General features: G+C 43.7%; 14 protein-coding genes, 2 tRNA genes, 2 rRNA genes and 1 riboswitch. Of the genes, 3 read left to right on the top strand and 15 right to left on the bottom strand.

Annotated elements, in window-relative coordinates:
- Positions 1-20 precede the first annotated feature (20 nt).
- Positions 21-3,164 carry a bifunctional diguanylate cyclase/phosphodiesterase gene (locus tag DPF90_RS17675; protein WP_114787693.1) on the bottom strand — a complete coding sequence of 1,048 codons (3,144 nt, stop codon included), beginning with the start codon at positions 3,162-3,164 and terminating at the stop codon, positions 21-23.
- A 93-nt stretch (positions 3,165-3,257) separates the two neighbouring features.
- Between DPF90_RS17675 and asnC the strand changes: the two genes are divergently transcribed.
- Positions 3,258-3,722 (top strand): transcriptional regulator AsnC, encoded by a 465-nt coding sequence (gene asnC, locus DPF90_RS17670; protein ID WP_114787645.1) that lies wholly within the window; start codon positions 3,258-3,260, stop codon positions 3,720-3,722.
- 28 nt (positions 3,723-3,750) lie between these two features.
- On the opposite strand, the gene tsrA is transcribed toward asnC, so the two are convergent.
- Positions 3,751-4,035 carry an H-NS-like global regulator TsrA gene (gene tsrA / locus DPF90_RS17665; protein ID WP_114787644.1) on the bottom strand — a complete coding sequence of 95 codons (285 nt, stop codon included), beginning with the start codon at positions 4,033-4,035 and terminating at the stop codon, positions 3,751-3,753.
- An 83-nt stretch (positions 4,036-4,118) separates the two neighbouring features.
- Positions 4,119-5,312 (bottom strand): multidrug effflux MFS transporter, encoded by a 1,194-nt coding sequence (locus DPF90_RS17660; RefSeq protein ID WP_114787643.1) that lies wholly within the window; start codon positions 5,310-5,312, stop codon positions 4,119-4,121.
- Positions 5,313-5,421: 109 nt separating this feature from the next.
- On the opposite strand from DPF90_RS17660, the gene DPF90_RS17655 reads away from it, so the two are divergent.
- Positions 5,422-6,363, top strand: a complete 942-nt coding sequence (locus DPF90_RS17655) for a LysR family transcriptional regulator (RefSeq protein ID WP_114787642.1) — start codon at positions 5,422-5,424, stop codon at positions 6,361-6,363.
- 96 nt (positions 6,364-6,459) lie between these two features.
- Complete coding sequence (locus DPF90_RS17650; RefSeq protein WP_114787641.1) at positions 6,460-8,247, top strand: aminopeptidase P family protein; 1,788 nt, start codon at positions 6,460-6,462, stop codon at positions 8,245-8,247.
- A gap of 100 nt (positions 8,248-8,347) precedes the next feature.
- Here DPF90_RS17650 and thiH read toward each other — a convergent pair whose 3' ends face one another.
- The 12 genes from thiH to DPF90_RS20375 form a co-directional block, all read right to left on the bottom strand.
- A complete protein-coding gene (gene thiH, locus DPF90_RS17645) occupies positions 8,348-9,490 on the bottom strand; it encodes a 2-iminoacetate synthase ThiH (protein WP_114787640.1) in 1,143 nt (380 codons plus the stop codon).
- An 18-nt stretch (positions 9,491-9,508) separates the two neighbouring features.
- Complete coding sequence (locus DPF90_RS17640) at positions 9,509-10,276, bottom strand: thiazole synthase (protein ID WP_114787639.1); 768 nt, start codon at positions 10,274-10,276, stop codon at positions 9,509-9,511.
- A gap of 5 nt (positions 10,277-10,281) precedes the next feature.
- On the bottom strand, positions 10,282-10,536 hold the full coding sequence (gene thiS, locus DPF90_RS17635; protein ID WP_114787638.1) for a sulfur carrier protein ThiS: 255 nt from the start codon (positions 10,534-10,536) through the stop codon (positions 10,282-10,284).
- A gap of 74 nt (positions 10,537-10,610) precedes the next feature.
- Positions 10,611-11,366 carry a HesA/MoeB/ThiF family protein gene (locus DPF90_RS17630; RefSeq protein WP_114787637.1) on the bottom strand — a complete coding sequence of 252 codons (756 nt, stop codon included), beginning with the start codon at positions 11,364-11,366 and terminating at the stop codon, positions 10,611-10,613.
- Positions 11,356-12,729: a thiamine phosphate synthase gene (locus tag DPF90_RS17625; protein WP_114787636.1), complete on the bottom strand. Its 1,374-nt coding sequence runs from the start codon at positions 12,727-12,729 to the stop codon at positions 11,356-11,358. The genes DPF90_RS17630 and DPF90_RS17625 overlap by 11 nt, the downstream gene beginning before the upstream one ends.
- Positions 12,729-14,669: a phosphomethylpyrimidine synthase ThiC gene (gene thiC, locus DPF90_RS17620; protein WP_114787635.1), complete on the bottom strand. Its 1,941-nt coding sequence runs from the start codon at positions 14,667-14,669 to the stop codon at positions 12,729-12,731. Before thiC ends, DPF90_RS17625 begins: the two co-directional genes overlap by 1 nt.
- Before the next feature lie 167 nt (positions 14,670-14,836).
- A riboswitch (TPP riboswitch) is annotated at positions 14,837-14,935 on the bottom strand.
- 69 nt (positions 14,936-15,004) lie between these two features.
- Complete coding sequence (crcB, locus tag DPF90_RS17615; RefSeq protein ID WP_114787634.1) at positions 15,005-15,388, bottom strand: fluoride efflux transporter CrcB; 384 nt, start codon at positions 15,386-15,388, stop codon at positions 15,005-15,007.
- A gap of 109 nt (positions 15,389-15,497) precedes the next feature.
- On the bottom strand, positions 15,498-16,880 hold the full coding sequence (locus DPF90_RS17610) for a multicopper oxidase family protein (protein ID WP_114787633.1): 1,383 nt from the start codon (positions 16,878-16,880) through the stop codon (positions 15,498-15,500).
- A gap of 271 nt (positions 16,881-17,151) precedes the next feature.
- Positions 17,152-17,228 (bottom strand) — tRNA-Trp (locus DPF90_RS17605).
- Between the two features lie 45 nt (positions 17,229-17,273).
- Positions 17,274-17,350: transfer RNA gene (locus tag DPF90_RS17600), tRNA-Asp, on the bottom strand.
- 32 nt (positions 17,351-17,382) lie between these two features.
- A 5S ribosomal RNA gene (rrf, locus tag DPF90_RS17595) occupies positions 17,383-17,498 on the bottom strand.
- A gap of 81 nt (positions 17,499-17,579) precedes the next feature.
- A 23S ribosomal RNA gene (locus DPF90_RS20375) occupies positions 17,580-17,849 on the bottom strand; the annotation flags it as partial.

Here is a 17,849-nt window from a genome sequence, read left to right as displayed (position 1 = left end):
ATAGATTTCGTCTTGGGTGACTATTTTTGATTGCGTGACGCAAGCAGTTCGTCAACCAGAGTGGGCAAAGGTTTGGGAATGCCAATTAAGTATCCTTGGGCATAATCAACTCCAAGATCAATAAGCATATCGAGAATTCTGTTGTTTTCGACAAACTCGGCCACCGTTTTCTTACCCATCTGCTTAGCCAAATCATTGATAGATCGAACCATGAGGCGATCCCCATCATTGACATCAATCTCGCGTACGAACAGACCATCAATCTTGACAATATCAACCGGCAACTTTTTAAGATAGCCAAACGAGGATAGCCCTGAGCCAAAGTCATCGAGAGCTATCTTACAGCCAAGCTCCTTGAACCGAGTGAATAATGCAATCGCCTGCTTCATGTTACTCATTGCCGCAGTCTCTGTAATTTCTAGGCAAATCTTACTACAGGGTACTCGGCTAAATTGCAGTTTGTTGAGTAAAAAGCTGATAAACTCTTGGTTGCCCATTGAGTGTCCTGACAGATTAATCGAGCACATCCCGAGGTGATCCAGTGCCTCTGGATTCTCTTCAAACCAATCAAGAGTTTTCGTCACCACTTGTTTATCGAGTAACTGTGCCATGTTGTAGCGTTCAGACGCAGGCATAAATATACCCGGTGCGATATATTCACCCTCAGCATCACGAATACGGATCAGTATTTCAAAATGCATCAGAGGCTCATCGTCATCCAAAGACAAAATTTGTTGGGCGAATAACTCGATTCGATTGTTAGCAAGAGCGTCATGAACAAAGCTCACGCATTCCATTTCCTGTTCTCTGCGACGAAGATCTTCATCGTCCTGACAGTAAAGATTAAACCTGTTACGCCCTTCCTCTTTGGCAGCGTGGCATGCTGTGTCGGCTTGCGCATGCACCATTTGGGGAGACTCAGCAGTATGGTCTATCAAGCGAATACCAATTGAGCAGGTCAAATTTAATCGAATATCATCCCAAACAAAGTGTTGATCACTGAGCGCCCAAATAATCGAGCTGGCAACGCTTGTTGCATCTCGCTCAGTGCAGTCTTTAAGTAATACCGCAAACTCATCTCCACCCATTCGGGCAAGGATCGCGTTATAAGGCAATACCTCTTGGAGCATACTGGCACAAAATTGAATCGCCATATCTCCTGCCTCGTGACCCGCGGTATCATTTAACACCTTCAATTGATCGAGATCCAGATAGAGCATGGCATGGGTTCGCGTATAACTTTCCACTTCAATCAATGCTTTTTCTAACTCAGCTTCAAACTGATTTCTGTTATAGGTACCCGTGAGTAAGTCATAGCGCGCCTGATATTCTAGTTGCTCCGCCAAATGTTTAGTTTCGGTAATGTCCTCACCAACAATCAATAAATGCCCAGTTTCCACCAATGGCCGTATATTTTCACGAATCCATATTGCATGACCATCGGCATGACGATATTCAATCTCGCGTCGCCAAACACCACACATTGCCTGTTTGGGCTGAAGTAAAACCTGTCTTGGTGTGACCGCATCTGAATGCAAATAGAACTCAACTAACCTATGACCAAGCAAGCGCTCAGGTTCATAGCCAAGTAAGAGTTCAGAAAAATGATTCACTTGCTGAACACAATTATGTTCATCCAAAGTAATCATCATCACTGGTTGTTGGTCATAGTAATGACTTAGGTTTGCTTCGCGCTGAAATAACTTCGTCTCAGTAATTTTTCGCGACGTAATGTCTCGCGCTTCAAAAAGATAGTTAACGCCTTGGCCATTATCAGGTAAGGGTTTAAGCGCTATTTCAAGCACCATTGCACCTTGCTCTGAATGCCAAATCTCAGCTTCAAATTGAGCGCTTTGTTTGGTATCTTCATTGTCAAAGTAATGCTTTAAAAGCTTAGCTGAGTTCGTTTCCCAGTGCTGGTGTTGCCAAATTGGCCGATCAACGCTGTAGTCTTGATGATACAGCAGCTCTTGAAGTTTACTGTTGCAGGAAACCGCTCGCCCGTAACCGTCCAAAAGGCCAATAAAGTGATAGCTTTGGTCAAATACCATTTCAATAAGCATCTGACTTTCTCTTGCTATCGACTCACTTCGTTTTAACCGGCTCAAATAGTACACCAACGCCATGATAATCAAGGTCAAAAATACTACGACACTGACAAATATCTTCAGCTCTCGCTGATAGCGAACGGTAAAAGGTATAGGCTTATTAAATAAAATGGTCGACACTTCACCATCAATCCCCAAATCCCATTTCTTAACCGCTTGGTAGTCTAGTTTTATTTCTGGCGTGCCCATTTCAACATTAGGCATTTTCTTGGAATTAAAGTGCAATACCTTAAGGAGCTGGTTGGCCGTTTGTTGGCCGTGGGTTCTTCCGCTTTGAATAAATCCGCCCACCGCACCCTTTCCTAGACCCAAATCGTGGACAAGATAGATAGGTGCCCCAGAATTGCGATTAAGCTCTTGCCATTGTGCCTCTTCAGTGATCCAGCCATTTTTATCTCTGTGGTACATACAAAATAAGATGCTGCTCGATTTATCCAAGGTTTTAGACAGGTCTATTAACTCTTGATAGCTTTCGGGAGTAATTTGCTCAACGATACGCTTATATTCGGGGTTGACGGTTAAAAATTCGGTCACTTGCAGGCGAACAAGCTCTCCAGAAACAGAATAATCACTGATCACATAGATTTTCTTAACTTCGGGTTGAATACGCTCTATCAGAGCGATATTGCTGTAAATATCGATATCTTCGATCACTCCCGTCGCCCTTAATTGAGAGTGCATATTGGGGCTGTAGTGATTTATCCCACCAAATATTACTGGTGTTTCACCGACTTCTGATGCTAAACGTTGCATCAGATTAAGCGCGTTATTATCACTGACAACAATTGCAGAAAAGGCTTCTTGGCTTAACTTAGTTTTATATAACTGGTAGAGCTGTTCTAAATAGGTGGGATCTTGTATCCGCTTTGAATCGAGGTATTCAACTCTCAAAACTAGGTGATCATCTTGTAACACATCTTCCAACCCTAGCTGGAAAGCATCGGTCCAAAAAAAACCTTGGTGATATGAATGCACCACGAGGACGTCTTTATTTGCAGCATGAGAATGCGAGAGCCCTGCATAAAATATCGCTAGAAGAATGAGACAAAAGCGCACTAAAATAGCTCTCATATTAAGGTGGCAATTAATCTAATAGTATCACTATTGGTGATAATTTGAACTAGAGACCAATATTAAGTTGAGAACCGAATGCAAGCTCAGAGCGCTAAGATGGATGATTTAGATAGAACTATTTTAAAAACTTTAATGGAGGATGCTCGAACACCCTATGCGGAAATGGCTAAGCAATTTGGTGTCAGCCCGGCCACCATTCATGTTCGAATTGAAAAAATGAAAGCGGCTGAGGTGATACAAGGCACAGAGGTTATAGTTGATACTAAAAAGCTCGGCTACGATGTCTGCTGCTTCATCGGTATCAACTTAAATGCAGCTCGTGATTATCATTCCGCCTTAGAAAAATTAAACGCATTAGAGGAGGTGGTTGAGGCTTACTACACCACAGGCGCCTACAATATTTTTGTTAAATTGATGTGCCGCTCTATCGAGGAGTTGCAGTTTGTACTCATTGACAAGTTACAGGCAATCGACGAAGTTCAGTCAACGGAAACATTGATCTCGCTGCAAAACCCAATAAACAGGAACGTAAATCCATAATAATTGCCCGTTTGCTGTGGGCAATAAATTAATTAGATTCTAAATATTGCTTTAATTCATCAACTGAAATGCCTTGCTCAGCAATAGATTTTGCGATGGAGGCAACTTCTTCACCTTTTCTATCTTCAATGACTTGTTGAAACTGGAAGATAATATCGCGCAACATATGCAAAGGAACTTGTTTAGCAGCGCTACGGATGCGCTCACCGCTTTGATTGCCTAATTCATTGAGTAATTTACCAAACATGACTTTTTCTGGAGAATCTTCAAGTTGCTCCAGCACACGAGCCATTTCATAAGTTGTCATCGACATCGAAGTTAAGCGTCCACATTGTTATTAGAAGTGAAGTTTAAATATACAATGTTTTTTTTGTTGTTCAAAGCAATTAGATCAAGTTAAGCCAAGGTTGTATGCCATTTTCTTCCCGTTTTACTTAACAAAATAAAAACACTTGGTACCACAATAAACATTTGCAGAGCGATCATCATATGAGGTTGCATATCTAGCCTCTGCATTAGGGCAACAACTAGGCCGGAACCACTCATTTGAAATAGCCCTAACAATGCTGCTGCCGTACCTGCTTTATCTCCAAACGGTGCCAAAGCTTTACCAGCCGCACCACCGAGGATAAAGGCGAAGCTGACGGAAGATAAGAAAATAGGCAGCATAAAGGCCAATGGGGTTTGGTATTGCGCTAAAAATAGCATCAGTATTCCGCCTAAACCCAATAAAAGTATCGCAGTAATCAACGCATTATAGGTACCATATTTGTCCATAAATTTAGGCGCGCTTAAACAAGCGGCAATATTTACCACAGCATTAATACCAAACCAGAGCGTAAAATCATTCATACTAAGCCCCAAGCCTTCAATTAAAACGACTGGAGCTGAGGTAACATAGGCTAATATCACAGCCATTGAAAACATACACAAGCAGGCATGAAACAAAAAGGACGGGGTATTTAATACTGCCATATAGCGACTGGCTCGAAAAACAGGCTCGCAACTTGATTTAGGGTTTGTCTCTTTCATAGCTACAGCCAAGACTAAATATACAAGCACACCAAATAAAACCATAAATGAAAAGTTGGTTCGCCATCCAAACTCTTGCGTCAACCAGCTGCCTAGAATGGGCGCCAAGGCAGGAATAAAACAAATCGCACCATTTAGGTAACTGATGACTTTACCGCTTTTGTTTGGTCCAAAGATATCGCGAACTGTTGCAAAGGCTGCTACCGATGTAGCACATGCACCCAAGCCTTGTAGCAGTCGAGCCAATAGCATCCACTCTATCGTCTGAGCTCCCCACGCCAATAAGGCGCTCAATGCGTAGATACTTACTCCTCCCAATGCAACAGTTCGACGTCCTAGTTTGTCTGCTAAAGGACCAGCAAATAGTTGACCAAGCCCCATAGCAAACAAGAACCATGTAATTGTATCTTGAATCAAAGCATGCTCGACACTGAAAGACTCAGCCATCTGCGGCAGTGCTGGCAAATAAATATCAATAGCTAGTGGGCTAAAAAGCACCAATAACACCAAAAGAACAATTTGCATTTGGTTACCATTATTTGTGTCAGCATTTGACATAGATTCTGACTCTGACAGGCGTTGATGAAATTGTTGACAGTGTATTTGAATCGAGTTATTACATCCAATGACGCATAGTCATCAAAGATATTCCTGAAGGGAATTTCCTATGAATATAGAAAAGCTGGCACGTATCGATCTCAACCTTCTTGTTTGCCTTAATGTGCTCGCAGAAGAGCTGAATGTAACCCGAGCTGCACATCGGCTATGTTTGAGCCAATCTGCCGTGAGCAAAAACCTAGCAAAACTCAGGACTCAATTTGGAGACCCACTTTTCGTGCGCCATGCCCACGGACTAAAGCCAACACCTAAAATTTTGTTTTTGAAACCAAAGCTCGATAACTTAATTAATCACTTAGAACAAATTACTCAACCAGAAGAGTTTTCACCTGACTCTAGCGACTATCGCTTCCAAATTTCTGCGGTAGAGAGTGTCTACCCTCTAATACTTCCCCACTTTCTTCCCGAGATTTTCAAACGTGCACCTAGTGTTACTATTAGTACCCATGGATGGACAGAAAATACGTTTAATCAAATCTTACGTGGTGATATGGATTTAGGTATTACTGGTAAAGACATCGACATTAATGATGCCAAACTGACCATGCTGCCGCCTAGCGATATTTGTGAAAAAGAAATCTACCGCGATAACCAAATGTGCTTGTTGCGTCAAAATCACCCTGCACTGTCTAAACCTTGGGATCTCGATAGCTATTTATCACAAAGACACGTTCAGGTAAGGTGTGATGGCAACGATCGCTGGTTACTTGACTATCGCCTCGCAGATATCGGCAAAGAGCGAGACATTGCTATCACAGTTCCCGACTTCAATAGTGCGGCAATCCTCTGTTCTTATACCGATTTTATTTTCACAGCCCCAAGTCATTTCATCAAACTCTCATCGAGACAGCTTGGTTTGACGACCCTTCCTTTGCCGCTTGAGTTTCCTCCTATGGCTTACACCATGTTTTGGCACAGAGATAGAGAAAAAGATCCTGCTATCTCATGGCTTAGACAAATTATTGAAGAGAAAACCACTTCTCTTAGATGATTTGCAGGCTTACGACAAAAAGAGTAGCTTATTCATATCGTCCGCTGTCAGTCGTTTAGTCAGCAAGGACGCACAACAAATGAAGGATTACGATAAATGCTTAAGACTACTGAGCAACGCCTAACTGCAATACGTCAGTGGCTAAATGACAAAGATATTGACGCACTGGTTGTACCGCATGAAGACGAATATTTAGGTGAATACGTACCCGCGCATAACGAGCGCTTGTACTGGCTAACTGGTTTTACTGGCTCTGCTGGTGCCGCTGTCATCACAAAAGACCAGGCAGCCATTTTTGTCGACGGTCGTTATACTGTACAAGTGACTAAGCAAGTGTCTGCCGACCACTTTGAGTATCGACACCTAGTTGAGGAACCAGCACTTGAGTGGGTTAAATCTCATCTACACAAAGGCTCTCGTGTAGCCATTGACCCAAGAATGCATAACGCCTCTTGGTTAGGAATGGCGCAAGAACAACTCGCAGATACCTTAGAGCTAAAAATATTAGACACCAACCCTATTGATGAGCTTTGGCATAATCGTCCAGAGCCTGTTGTTTCTGACGTTCGCCTGATGCCAACGGATGCTGTTGGTCAAACCTGCGAAAGCAAACGTCTACAAATCGCAGAACTTATCAAAAAACAAGGAGCGGACAGCGTTGTCATTACCGCTCTAGATTCCATATGCTGGCTGCTTAACATTCGCGGGCTTGATGTCTCCCGATTACCCGTCCTGCTTTCCCACGTGATCTTACATTCAGATTCAAGTCTTGAGTATTTCCTTGACCCAACTCGCTTACCACAGAACTTTCATTCTCATGTTGGCCAGAATGTCACTGTCCACCACCCAGAATCACTTCAATCTAGAATAGAAGCTCTAACTGGCAAGCAGGTTATGTTGGATCCAGCCACCAGCAATGCTTGGTTCAAACTAGTGTTACAAAATGCGGGGGCGAATGTTGTTCATTGTGCAGACCCATGTCTAATGCCAAAGGCCGCAAAAAACGCAACAGAGGTTGCGGGCATGAGGGCGTGTCACATACGCGATGGTGTAGCCATGGCCAAGTTTTTGTCTTGGTTAGATGAGCAAGTAAGCTCGGGGCATCTACATAATGAAGCAATACTAGCGGATAAACTTGAGTCATTTCGTTATCAAGATCCGACAATACAGGACTTGAGTTTTGATACTATTTCTGCGGCTGGACCGAATGCAGCCATGTGTCACTACAATCATGAAAATCAGCCCACGCCTGGACAACTTGAGATGGACTCTCTTTATCTTGTTGATTCTGGAGGTCAATACATTGATGGCACAACGGATATCACCCGCACAATTGCCATTGGTCAACCCAGCGACGAGATGATCAAGCAATTTACTTTAGTCCTTAAAGGCCATATTAATGTTGCCCGTGCGAAATTTCCCAAAAGTACTCGCGGCTATCAGATCGACACTCTCGCTCGTCAGCACCTTTGGGCAGAGGGTTATGATTACGATCATGGTACCGGCCATGGTGTCGGACATTTCCTAAATGTTCATGAGGGACCAGCAAGTATTTCCAAACGACAAATTGACGTTCCACTAACTACTGGCATGGTGCTCTCCAATGAGCCTGGGTATTACCGAGCTGACGCATTTGGAATTCGAATTGAAAACCTCGAGCTTGTCGTCGAATCAAAAACCAACGGCGACTTTTCTGTGCTTGGCTTTGAATCTCTAACTCGCTGTCCTATCGACAAGCGTAATATCAATTTTGATATGTTGACGGACACCGAGTTAGACTGGCTGAACGAGTACCACCAAAAGGTGTGGCACGATGTTAGCCAACATGTTGAAGGTAAAGTGAGGCAGTGGCTGCGTGAAGCAACGGATACTGTCATTCGATAAGCTCGGCCACTAAATAACCCATAGATAAAAAAGCTCCAACTCAGGAGCTTTTATGATTTAACCCATAGTTCTATCAACAATAGTGTTTCACGTGAAACATTCATTGTACTTGGCGAACTCCCGAATAAGCAGAATGCCAATCACGCCAAACAGGTTCAAACCCTTTAGCTATGATTGCACTTTCCACTTCCATTGCACTTCTCTCATCACTAATTTCAAACTGTTCCAGCTCTTCCTGCTCCAATGAATAGCCACCAGGCTGAGTTTTCGACGCTGCAGAGATAGTGGTCACTCCCAAGGGGAGTACGTTGTCTCTGAATGTTGCAGATTCACGAGTTGACATTGAAAGTTCAACCTGATTATTAAACAACCGATAAGCGCATATAAGCTGGACCAATTGTTTATCCGTCATCACAGACTTAGGTTGGACATAATTCGACGAGCTCGAGCCCTCGCACGGACGCAGTCGTGGAAATGATATTGAATAGCGAGTTTGCCAATAGTTGCGCTCTAAATAATTGAGATGTGCGGCAACAAAAAAACAGTCAGTTCTCCAGTCTTCTAGACCAATTAAAGCTCCGAGCCCTATCTTGTCTATACCCGCTTGAGCGAGACGGTCTGGCGTATCCAGTCGGAATTCAAAATCAGTTTTGTTGCCGCGCAAGTGATGTTTTGCGTAAGTAGAAGGTTTATACGTTTCTTGATAAACCATCACTGCATCTAAACCAAGCGTTTTCAATTCAGCATATTGTTGCTGTTTAAGAGGTTGAACCTCCATTGCAAGATAATTGAAGCTGCGTTTTATAATTGGCACCATCTCGCGAAAATAATCCATTCCTACTTTTGATTCATGCTCTCCGGTCACCAGGAGTATGCTATCAAACTTCATCTGTTTAATTGCTCTAACTTCAGCCATAACTTCGCCTTTACTTAAAGTACGGCGTTTTATGCGGTTCTGCATTGAGAAGCCACAATAAGTACAGTCATTGGCACATAAGTTAGACAGATACAAAGGGATGAATAAGGATATGGTATTACCAAAACGCTTACGGGTAATGGCATACGACTTTTGAGCCATCAATTCGAGATATGGCTCTGCTGCTGGTGAAACAAGTGCCTTAAAATCCTCTAAGTCGAGTTTTTCTTTATTAAGTGCCCTCTCAACATCTCTTGCGGTTTTGGCATAAATCGACATTGATATGTCGTCCCAAACAAAATGATTAAACTCTTTGCTGAAACTCATCAGCCCCTCCATTTAGTGCTAGATTTCATCAAGAAATGAAGTTAATGGACTTGACGAAACCGCATGAGAAGCTTGACTCGCTAACCCCGCTTCATAGGCTATACGACCAGCGTTCACCGCCAATTTAAACGCCTCGCCCATATAAACAGGGTCCCTAGAAGCTGCGATCGCTGTATTGACAATTACAGCGTCAGCACCCATCTCCATCGCGTGGGCGGCATGAGAAGGTGTTCCAATTCCAGCATCAACAATAACCGGCACCTTGGCTTGTTCGATAATAATTTCCAAGAAATCTTTGGTGACTAGCCCCCTATTTGATCCTATCGGTGAACCAAGAGGCATTACAGCTGAGCAGCCAACTTCTTCCAACCGTTTACATAACACTGGATCAGCGTGGCAATAGGGCAATACGATAAAACCAAGATTCACAAGCCTCTCTGCAGCTTTGAGAGTCTCGATAGGATCGGGCAATAGGTATTTGGGGTCAGGGTGAATTTCCAGTTTTACCCAGTTGGTCTTTAGTGCCTCTCGGGCTAAGTTCGCCGCAAAAACCGCATCTTCGGCGTTCTTCGCACCAGACGTGTTGGGCAATAATCCTATGCCTTTTTCTATAAGCGGCGCAATAATGTCGTCTTTGCTGTCGTTAATGTTAACCCGCTTAAGCGCCATAGTGGCGAGCTCAGAACCAGCAGCCGTAATTGCCTCGACCATCAATCTACTGTTAGAGAATTTTCCAGTGCCAGTAATCAATCTCGATTGAAACTGTCTCTCTCCAATTGTTAGCATCTCACTCACCCTCCAGCGATCGCTTGAAACAAACTAATGCGATCCCCTTCTACCAGTACAGTCTCAGTCCACTCGCTACCAGGGACCACTTGATTATTAATCGAGAATACGTAGCCTTTCTCAGACAAACCTAACTGATTTACTATCTGCTCAAGATTTGAGTCTTTAGCCACCTGCTTTGAAATATCGTTAATTACGATAGTCATTAGATCATGGTTCGCTTGTGAACGATGAAATACTTTTTGTTCAGAAGTTGTCACAGCCTTCCTGTCCTTAAATATCCGATAAAATTTATGTTCCAGGCATCGTATGTAATCTAGGTTTCAATCCTACTTTAGCTACAGACTTTGCACTGTTTATCTTTCGTGATCGATAAGTACTGCCATTGCATTTGTAGGCCATCAAACCTATGCAGCATAGGTGCCTTGAATTGAAACCGACCAGTAGCAAGCTTTTGAATGGCGGCAAGTGCTTGATAGGTTCCTAAAATGCCAACAACCGGCCCAATCACACCAAGCTCAGCGCAATTGTGTACCTGCTCAACTTCATCAAATGGGTATAGGCAACGATAACAAGCATTACTTTCCCCCTTCGAACTAAAGTCAAAAACACAGAACTGTCCAAGCCAACCAATAGCAGCAGCAGATATCAAATCTGTATTCTGCTCTAGACAAACTTGGTTAATCAGTTGCCGAGTATGCATGTTATCTGAGCAGTCTAATACGATGTCAGCTAACATTACCTCTAGCTCGAGTTGAGATTTGCTCAGCCTTTTATCCAAACTGCGTATCTTTACGGCTGGGTTTAAAGCTAATAACTGGTTCGTCATCGCCTCAGTTTTAGATGAAGAGATGTCTTTATCGCGATAAACAACCTGTCGATGGAGGTTGCTAAAGTCAACGTCATCATCATCAACGATGACCAACTTACCCACACCTGAGCCAGCTAAATATAAACTTGCGGCGCTACCTAGACCACCGCAGCCAATCATGAGCACATGTGACTGACTTAACTTAACTTGCCCCTGTTCGCCAATCTCCGGAAGAGCGATTTGCCGCTGATAACGGTTAAACTGCTCATCAGTTAACATAAGCCCTCCCAGATTCCTGCAGACCACGTCCTTCTTGGTCCTTGTTTCTGTCGACGTAGCTATGGAATAGATTGGTAAAAAAGCTAACGGTAGCGCCTAAGTTATCTGAAGAACAAATAGCGCCTATCAAGGCAATACTGGATACACCAGATTGCAAAACCTGCTCAGCATTCGCTTGGTTAATTCCACCTATTGCTACCGTAGGACAAGGACTTGCTTTAACGCGAGCGCTTGGTATATCGCAAGAACCAAGACTGTCGATTAGCTGTTGGTATAATGCCAAACGTGCCAACCCCTGTGGTTTGGACACTAACTGTTTGGAGTTAGTATGAAAAATAGGTCCGATAGCAATATAACTAGGACAAAGACTCAAACCACATAAAAGCTCATAATAACCATGAGTTGATATACCTAATCTAAGATTGGCCTGCTTAATACGTAACAAGTTTGATTCTTCTAAATCTTCTTGGCCTAAGTGAACGCCAAAAGCACCATGTTGAATCGCGAGTTCCCAGTAATCATTGATAAAGACTTGGCCACCGTATCGGCATCCTAGTTCAATCGACCGAACAATTTCCCTCTCCAACTCAGTTGGACTTAGGCCCTTCAAGCGCAACTGAATTGTTTTTACGCCTAACTCTAGTAGCTTTTCCACCCATTCGCTGCTGCTGACAATCGGGTATATACCTAAGCCATCTTTCGCAAGAGGTGCAAATGGTGAATCAGGCGTATTTAATGACCAAGCCGATCTAATACCAAAGCGTGAATCGTTCAGAACAGGTGTCGGAAACTCAGAAATCCTATGCGGCCAAGTGAATAAACTTGGATTTAGGTCGTTATCTCCATATGTTTCACGTGAAACATTATCTTTTCTATTGGTCATCGCTCGAGCCAAAACCAACGAGTCTTCTATAGAAAAGTCCAATGCGAAGAGCATAATGAACCAACAAAAATGTTCCTTTGGCCTGAAATTATCACTACCACATTTGCGACCACAAGATAACGCCAGAGTCTGACCAGTTGCAGGGTTAAACCATATATCCATATGATTTTCTTTGTTTTTTTCACCATCATCAATACCCATATAGAAAGAGCTACAAGAGTAACTTTTATAATCTAGAGCGGACAGCTTGGAGTGATAGTAGACATGATGAGTGTTTTCAGTCACCTCAAACGCTTCATCAATAATATCCGTATTAAAATCAGTCACCTGATGATCTGTAATCACTTTAAATGATGCAGTTGAATTCACACCCAGCTCTATTTCATTAATATCAAACCCTTGCTTTTTAGCGCTTAGTAAATAGTGTTGAATAAGGCATGTAAGCTCAATCAGCGGCTTGGGAATAAGGATTTTTGTCATTATTCGTTGGCCTCAGCATGAGCCGCAGGATGATAAAGCTCAGACCCTGTCGCTAGAAACTCCTGTGACTTTTTACGCATCCCTTCCAGCGGATCATCCAGCATTTGTATGCTAATAGCCTGGTCTGCAGCGACCTGCTGTTTGTCTTTGGCGTACTCTCGAACCTCTTGGGAGATTTTCATCGAGCAAAACTTAGGACCACACATAGAGCAGAAGTGCGCTACTTTTCCTGACTCTTGAGGTAGTGTTTCATCATGAAAAGAGCGGGCAGTATCTGGGTCTAGAGCTAAGTTGAATTGGTCTTCCCAGCGAAACTCAAAGCGCGCTTTGGATAAGGCATTATCTCGCACTTGTGCTCCGGGATGCCCCTTAGCTAAATCTGCCGCATGTGCAGCTATTTTGTAGGTAATTAGCCCAGTTTTGACATCTTCTTTATTAGGTAACCCTAGATGCTCTTTAGGTGTTACATAACAAAGCATGGCACATCCGTACCAACCAATCATCGCCGCCCCAATACCCGACGTAATGTGGTCATAGCCTGGTGCAATATCGGTAGTCAATGGTCCAAGAGTATAGAAAGGTGCTTCATGGCAATGGTGCAATTGCTCTTCCATATTCTCTTTAATCATATGCATAGGTACATGACCTGGACCTTCTATGATAACTTGTACATCGTATTCCCAAGCTATCTTGGTGAGCTCACCAAGAGTCCTCAGCTCGGCAAATTGTGCTTCGTCATTAGCATCAGCAACAGACCCTGGTCTTAATCCATCACCTAAGGAGAGGGCAACATCGTACTGGGCACAAATTTCGCAAATCTCTCTAAAGTGTGTGTAAAGAAAGCTCTCTTCGTGATGCGCCAAGCACCACTTGGCAATAATCGACCCTCCGCGAGAAACGATTCCAGTCACGCGTTTAGCCGTCATAGGGACATAACGTAAAAGAAGGCCAGCATGAATGGTAAAGTAATCAACACCCTGCTCCGCTTGCTCTATCAGTGTGTCACGCATAACTTCCCAGTTCAGGTTTTCAGCAACACCATTGACCTTTTCCAGCGCCTGATACATAGGAACCGTGCCTATTGGCACTGGGCTATTACGTAAAATCCACTCTCGCGTTTCATGAATATTGCGGCCAGTGGAAAGATCCATAACCGTGTCGCCTCCCCATCGAGTTGACCAAACCAGCTTTTCAACTTCCTCTTCAATTGACGATGTAACCGATGAATTACCAATGTTAGCGTTCACTTTAACAAGAAAGTTGCGACCAATTATCATAGGCTCAGACTCGGGATGGTTGATGTTGGAGGGTATAATTGCACGGCCCTGCGCAACCTCCTGACGCACAAACTCAGGGGTAATATCCTTGGGTAAATGGGCGCCAAAGCTTTCACCCGGGTGCTGTTGGTTTAAAGTCTTATCTCGATAGACTGCACGCCCCATATTTTCGCGCAGTGCAATATATTCCATCTCTGGAGTTACGATACCCTTGCGAGCATAATGGAGCTGAGTAACGCATTGACCTTTCTTGGCACGGCGAACACGAGGAAGGTTTCCATACCTAAGATCATCAAGTGTTTCATCCGCTAAGCGCTGCTTAGAATAGACTGAACTTACATCGTCTAGTAGCTCAGTATCACTGCGCTCTATGATCCACCCCTCTCTGAGCTTGGGCAAACCATTATAAAGGTCGATGTTATAGTTTGGGTCTGTATATGGTCCAGAGGTATCATAGACTCTAACAGCTTCATTGGGCTCAAAAACGGGGCTCTCTTTGCTTCCGCCAATCAAACTATCTGAAAGTCTAATTTCACGCATGGGAACACGGATATCGGGCCGAGATCCTTCAACATAAACTTTACTAGAGTTAGGATATGGTGCAGCTGAAAGCGTGTCTATAAACTGTTTTGCTTCCAGTCGAGCTTGTTTGCGATTCGACATAGCATTTTTCCTTGCTTTGTTATTCTTAGATAAAAAGTCATAAAAATGCTTGGCGGAAAGATGCGACAAGAGGTGTCAAACGAGAGCTAAATCGGGTTACTTCAAGTAACAATAACGATACAGCTGTATTCGACAAGTTGATAGATAAACCAGAACTGAAGCTGGTATAGATATCTTCTCTTGTTCCCTTCGCAGATACTAATCTGATCAGGTTCAACGGATCCCGAATAAACGGTCTCAGCCTTATGGCACTCCGACAAGTAAACAAAGTATATAGAAGAGACTTGGTTAAACCAAGCCAAGTTAAACAGTAATTAGCGAAATATTGACAGTCACTAGAGCCTGGCTATCAATTGAAAACCCACCCAAGCGGCAGAAATACTCAAAATGACATTCGCTAATACATTGAGGCCCATCTTAAAAAACTCGCCCTGCTGCATCAGCAAAACATTATCCATGGAAAAGGTCGAGAAGGTGGTCAAAGCTCCAAGAAAGCCCAAACCAATAATTTGACGCCATGGCTCACTGGCTAACATTTCATTTTCAAATGCAGCAATGAGAAGCCCCATAACGAAAGAGCCAGCCACATTGACCGTCAAGGTTCCGTATGGGAAACCTCGTCCAAGTAAGGCAACAAAAAACTCAGTCACAAGATAACGAGAACATGCCCCCAAGGCCCCACCTAGTGCAATAAACCCAAGAATCGAAAGCTGTCCCATTATCTCCCCCAGAGAATGCCTGTTACCTTTGGATAGTTAACGATCAATAGTAACAAATTATCGAGTAATATCACTGCAAAATAATATGAGATTTAAAAAGTTACAGGAGTCACTTTATTTCAATATAACCCATTAAGCCCGTTTTCATATGCTCAATCACATGGCAATGATACATCCAGCGGCCGGGATTGTCGGCAACAAACGCCGCTTTAGCCGTCCCATTCTTACCAAGCAACACGGTGTCGGTATGAAAAGGTTCTTCTACTTTTTTGCCATTCAGCTCCAATACTGTGAATGTATGCCCGTGCAAGTGGATTGGATGATGGTATTGAGTAACATTCTTTAGATAGAAAATGTATGTTTTACCCAGTTCAAGTGAAGCAAGTGGCTCAGGTATATTATCTTTTGACATCCCCTCCCATGCTCGTTTATTAGTTAACCAGAACTTAGGCATTGACTTACCATTCTTGCCAACTGGTGATACAGCCCCCTCCCACTCGAATACAAAATCAAGTTTTTGCGCATTATCAAGGTCCAGCTCGGGAACAGGGTTAAGGGGCAACTTTGGAATGTATCGCTGATCAGGCAGATCTGAATGAACAATATCAAACTCACATAATGGGAAAGGGAATCGCCCCTTCATATAACGCACATAAATACGCTCTCCTTGCTCAGGTGCAATCAAAGCAAGGTCAAGTCTCATACCGGGGCCAATTTTATGCTGAGAAAGCTCATAAGGGGATTCTATTGGATTACCATCTATCGCTATGACCCATGCGCGCGCGCCTTCGATAGCGATTGGGTAGGTCAAGGTATTGTCCACATTAGCTATACGTATCCGTGTCGCTGCGTTTTCTTTTAATTGATAAACCGGTTCATGGACACCATTGACACTACTCCATTCACCCGGCGTGCCCATTCTTGCACTTAGTCGAGGGATCATGAGATCTTTCCACTGCCCCTGTTTATCAAGATGCCAATGCTTGAGCATCAGGTCGTATTCTTGGTCAAACTGAACAGGAACTGACTCTTCGACAATGATCAAGCCAACCAAGCCCATGCCTAATTGCTTAACGCTGTTCATGTGAGGGTGATACCAAAATGTGCCAGCATCTGGTGGGGTAAATTTATATACAAAGGTTTCACCGGGCATAATAGGGGGCTGACTAAGAAATGGGACACCATCCATTTCTATAGGTATTCGCAACCCATGCCAATGAATGGTTGTAGGCTCATCAAGTTTGTTAGTAAATCGAATCGTTACCTCTTGCCCCTGACGACACCGAATAGTCGGAGCAGGTATCTCGCCATTGAAACCTAGCACATTGGTCGTATAACCGGGAACAAGCTCCGCTGAAGCCGGCTCTGCCGTAAGATCGTATATCCATTCATCTGGATTAGTAGAAGTTCGAGTTAAACTACAAGCTGGAAGAACGCTGAGTGCGGAAAGCGCTAGACCAGATTTTACAAATTGGCGACGAGAGATATTCATAGATAATAGAATGTGAATTCAACAAGGCGATAAATTTAACAGATAAATAAGAATACTTCTCATCGATGTATAACAAAAATTATCGACTATCCATGAATCATAAAAAGTTGAGTTGAGAAAAGCCTGCAGTTTGACAACTAGATCTTCTATATTTGACAGGGGTGAAGAGATTCGAACTCCCAACACGCGTATTCTTTAGGTATAAGCTGAATCCGCTGCTTATCGCTACAAAAACAAAAAAGCTCCAGTCTTTCGACTAGAGCCTTCTATATGGCAGGGGTGGAGAGATTCGAACTCCCAACACGCGGATTTGGAATCCGCTGCTCTGCCAATTGGAGCTACACCCCTGTGGATATCTGACAAAACCTCGCATTAGCGAGGTTTCTAAATAATTGGCGGAGCGGACGGGACTCGAACCCGCGACCCCCGGCGTGACAGGCCGGTATTCTAACCAACTGAACTACCGCTCCGCACTGGTTAGACTCTTGAGTCTAAATGTAAAGCCTGGCGATGTCCTACTCTCACATGGGGAAGCCCCACACTACCATCGGCGCTATTGCGTTTCACTACTGAGTTCGGCATGGAATCAGGTGGGTCCACAATGCTATGGTCGCCAAGCAAATTTGTTAATTCGGAAAGCTGCGTTCTTACACATTCAATGTTCTATTTGAGTCCACAACAAAACCCTTTGGGTGTTGTATGGTTAAGCCTCACGGGCAATTAGTACAGGTTAGCTCAACGCCTCACAACGCTTACACACCCTGCCTATCAACGTTCTAGTCTCGAACAACCCTTTAGGACCCTCAAGGGGTCAGGGAAGACTCATCTTAGGGCTCGCTTCCCGCTTAGATGCTTTCAGCGGTTATCGATTCCGAACTTAGCTACCGGGCAATGCGTCTGGCGACACAACCCGAACACCAGAGGTTCGTCCACTCCGGTCCTCTCGTACTAGGAGCAGCCCCCTTCTTC

The organism is Vibrio tetraodonis, assembly GCF_003350295.1.
Lineage (GTDB): Bacteria > Pseudomonadota > Gammaproteobacteria > Enterobacterales > Vibrionaceae > Vibrio > Vibrio tetraodonis.
The sequence above is the reverse complement of the archived record's forward strand: the minus strand, read 5'-3'. Positions and strand labels throughout refer to the sequence as shown.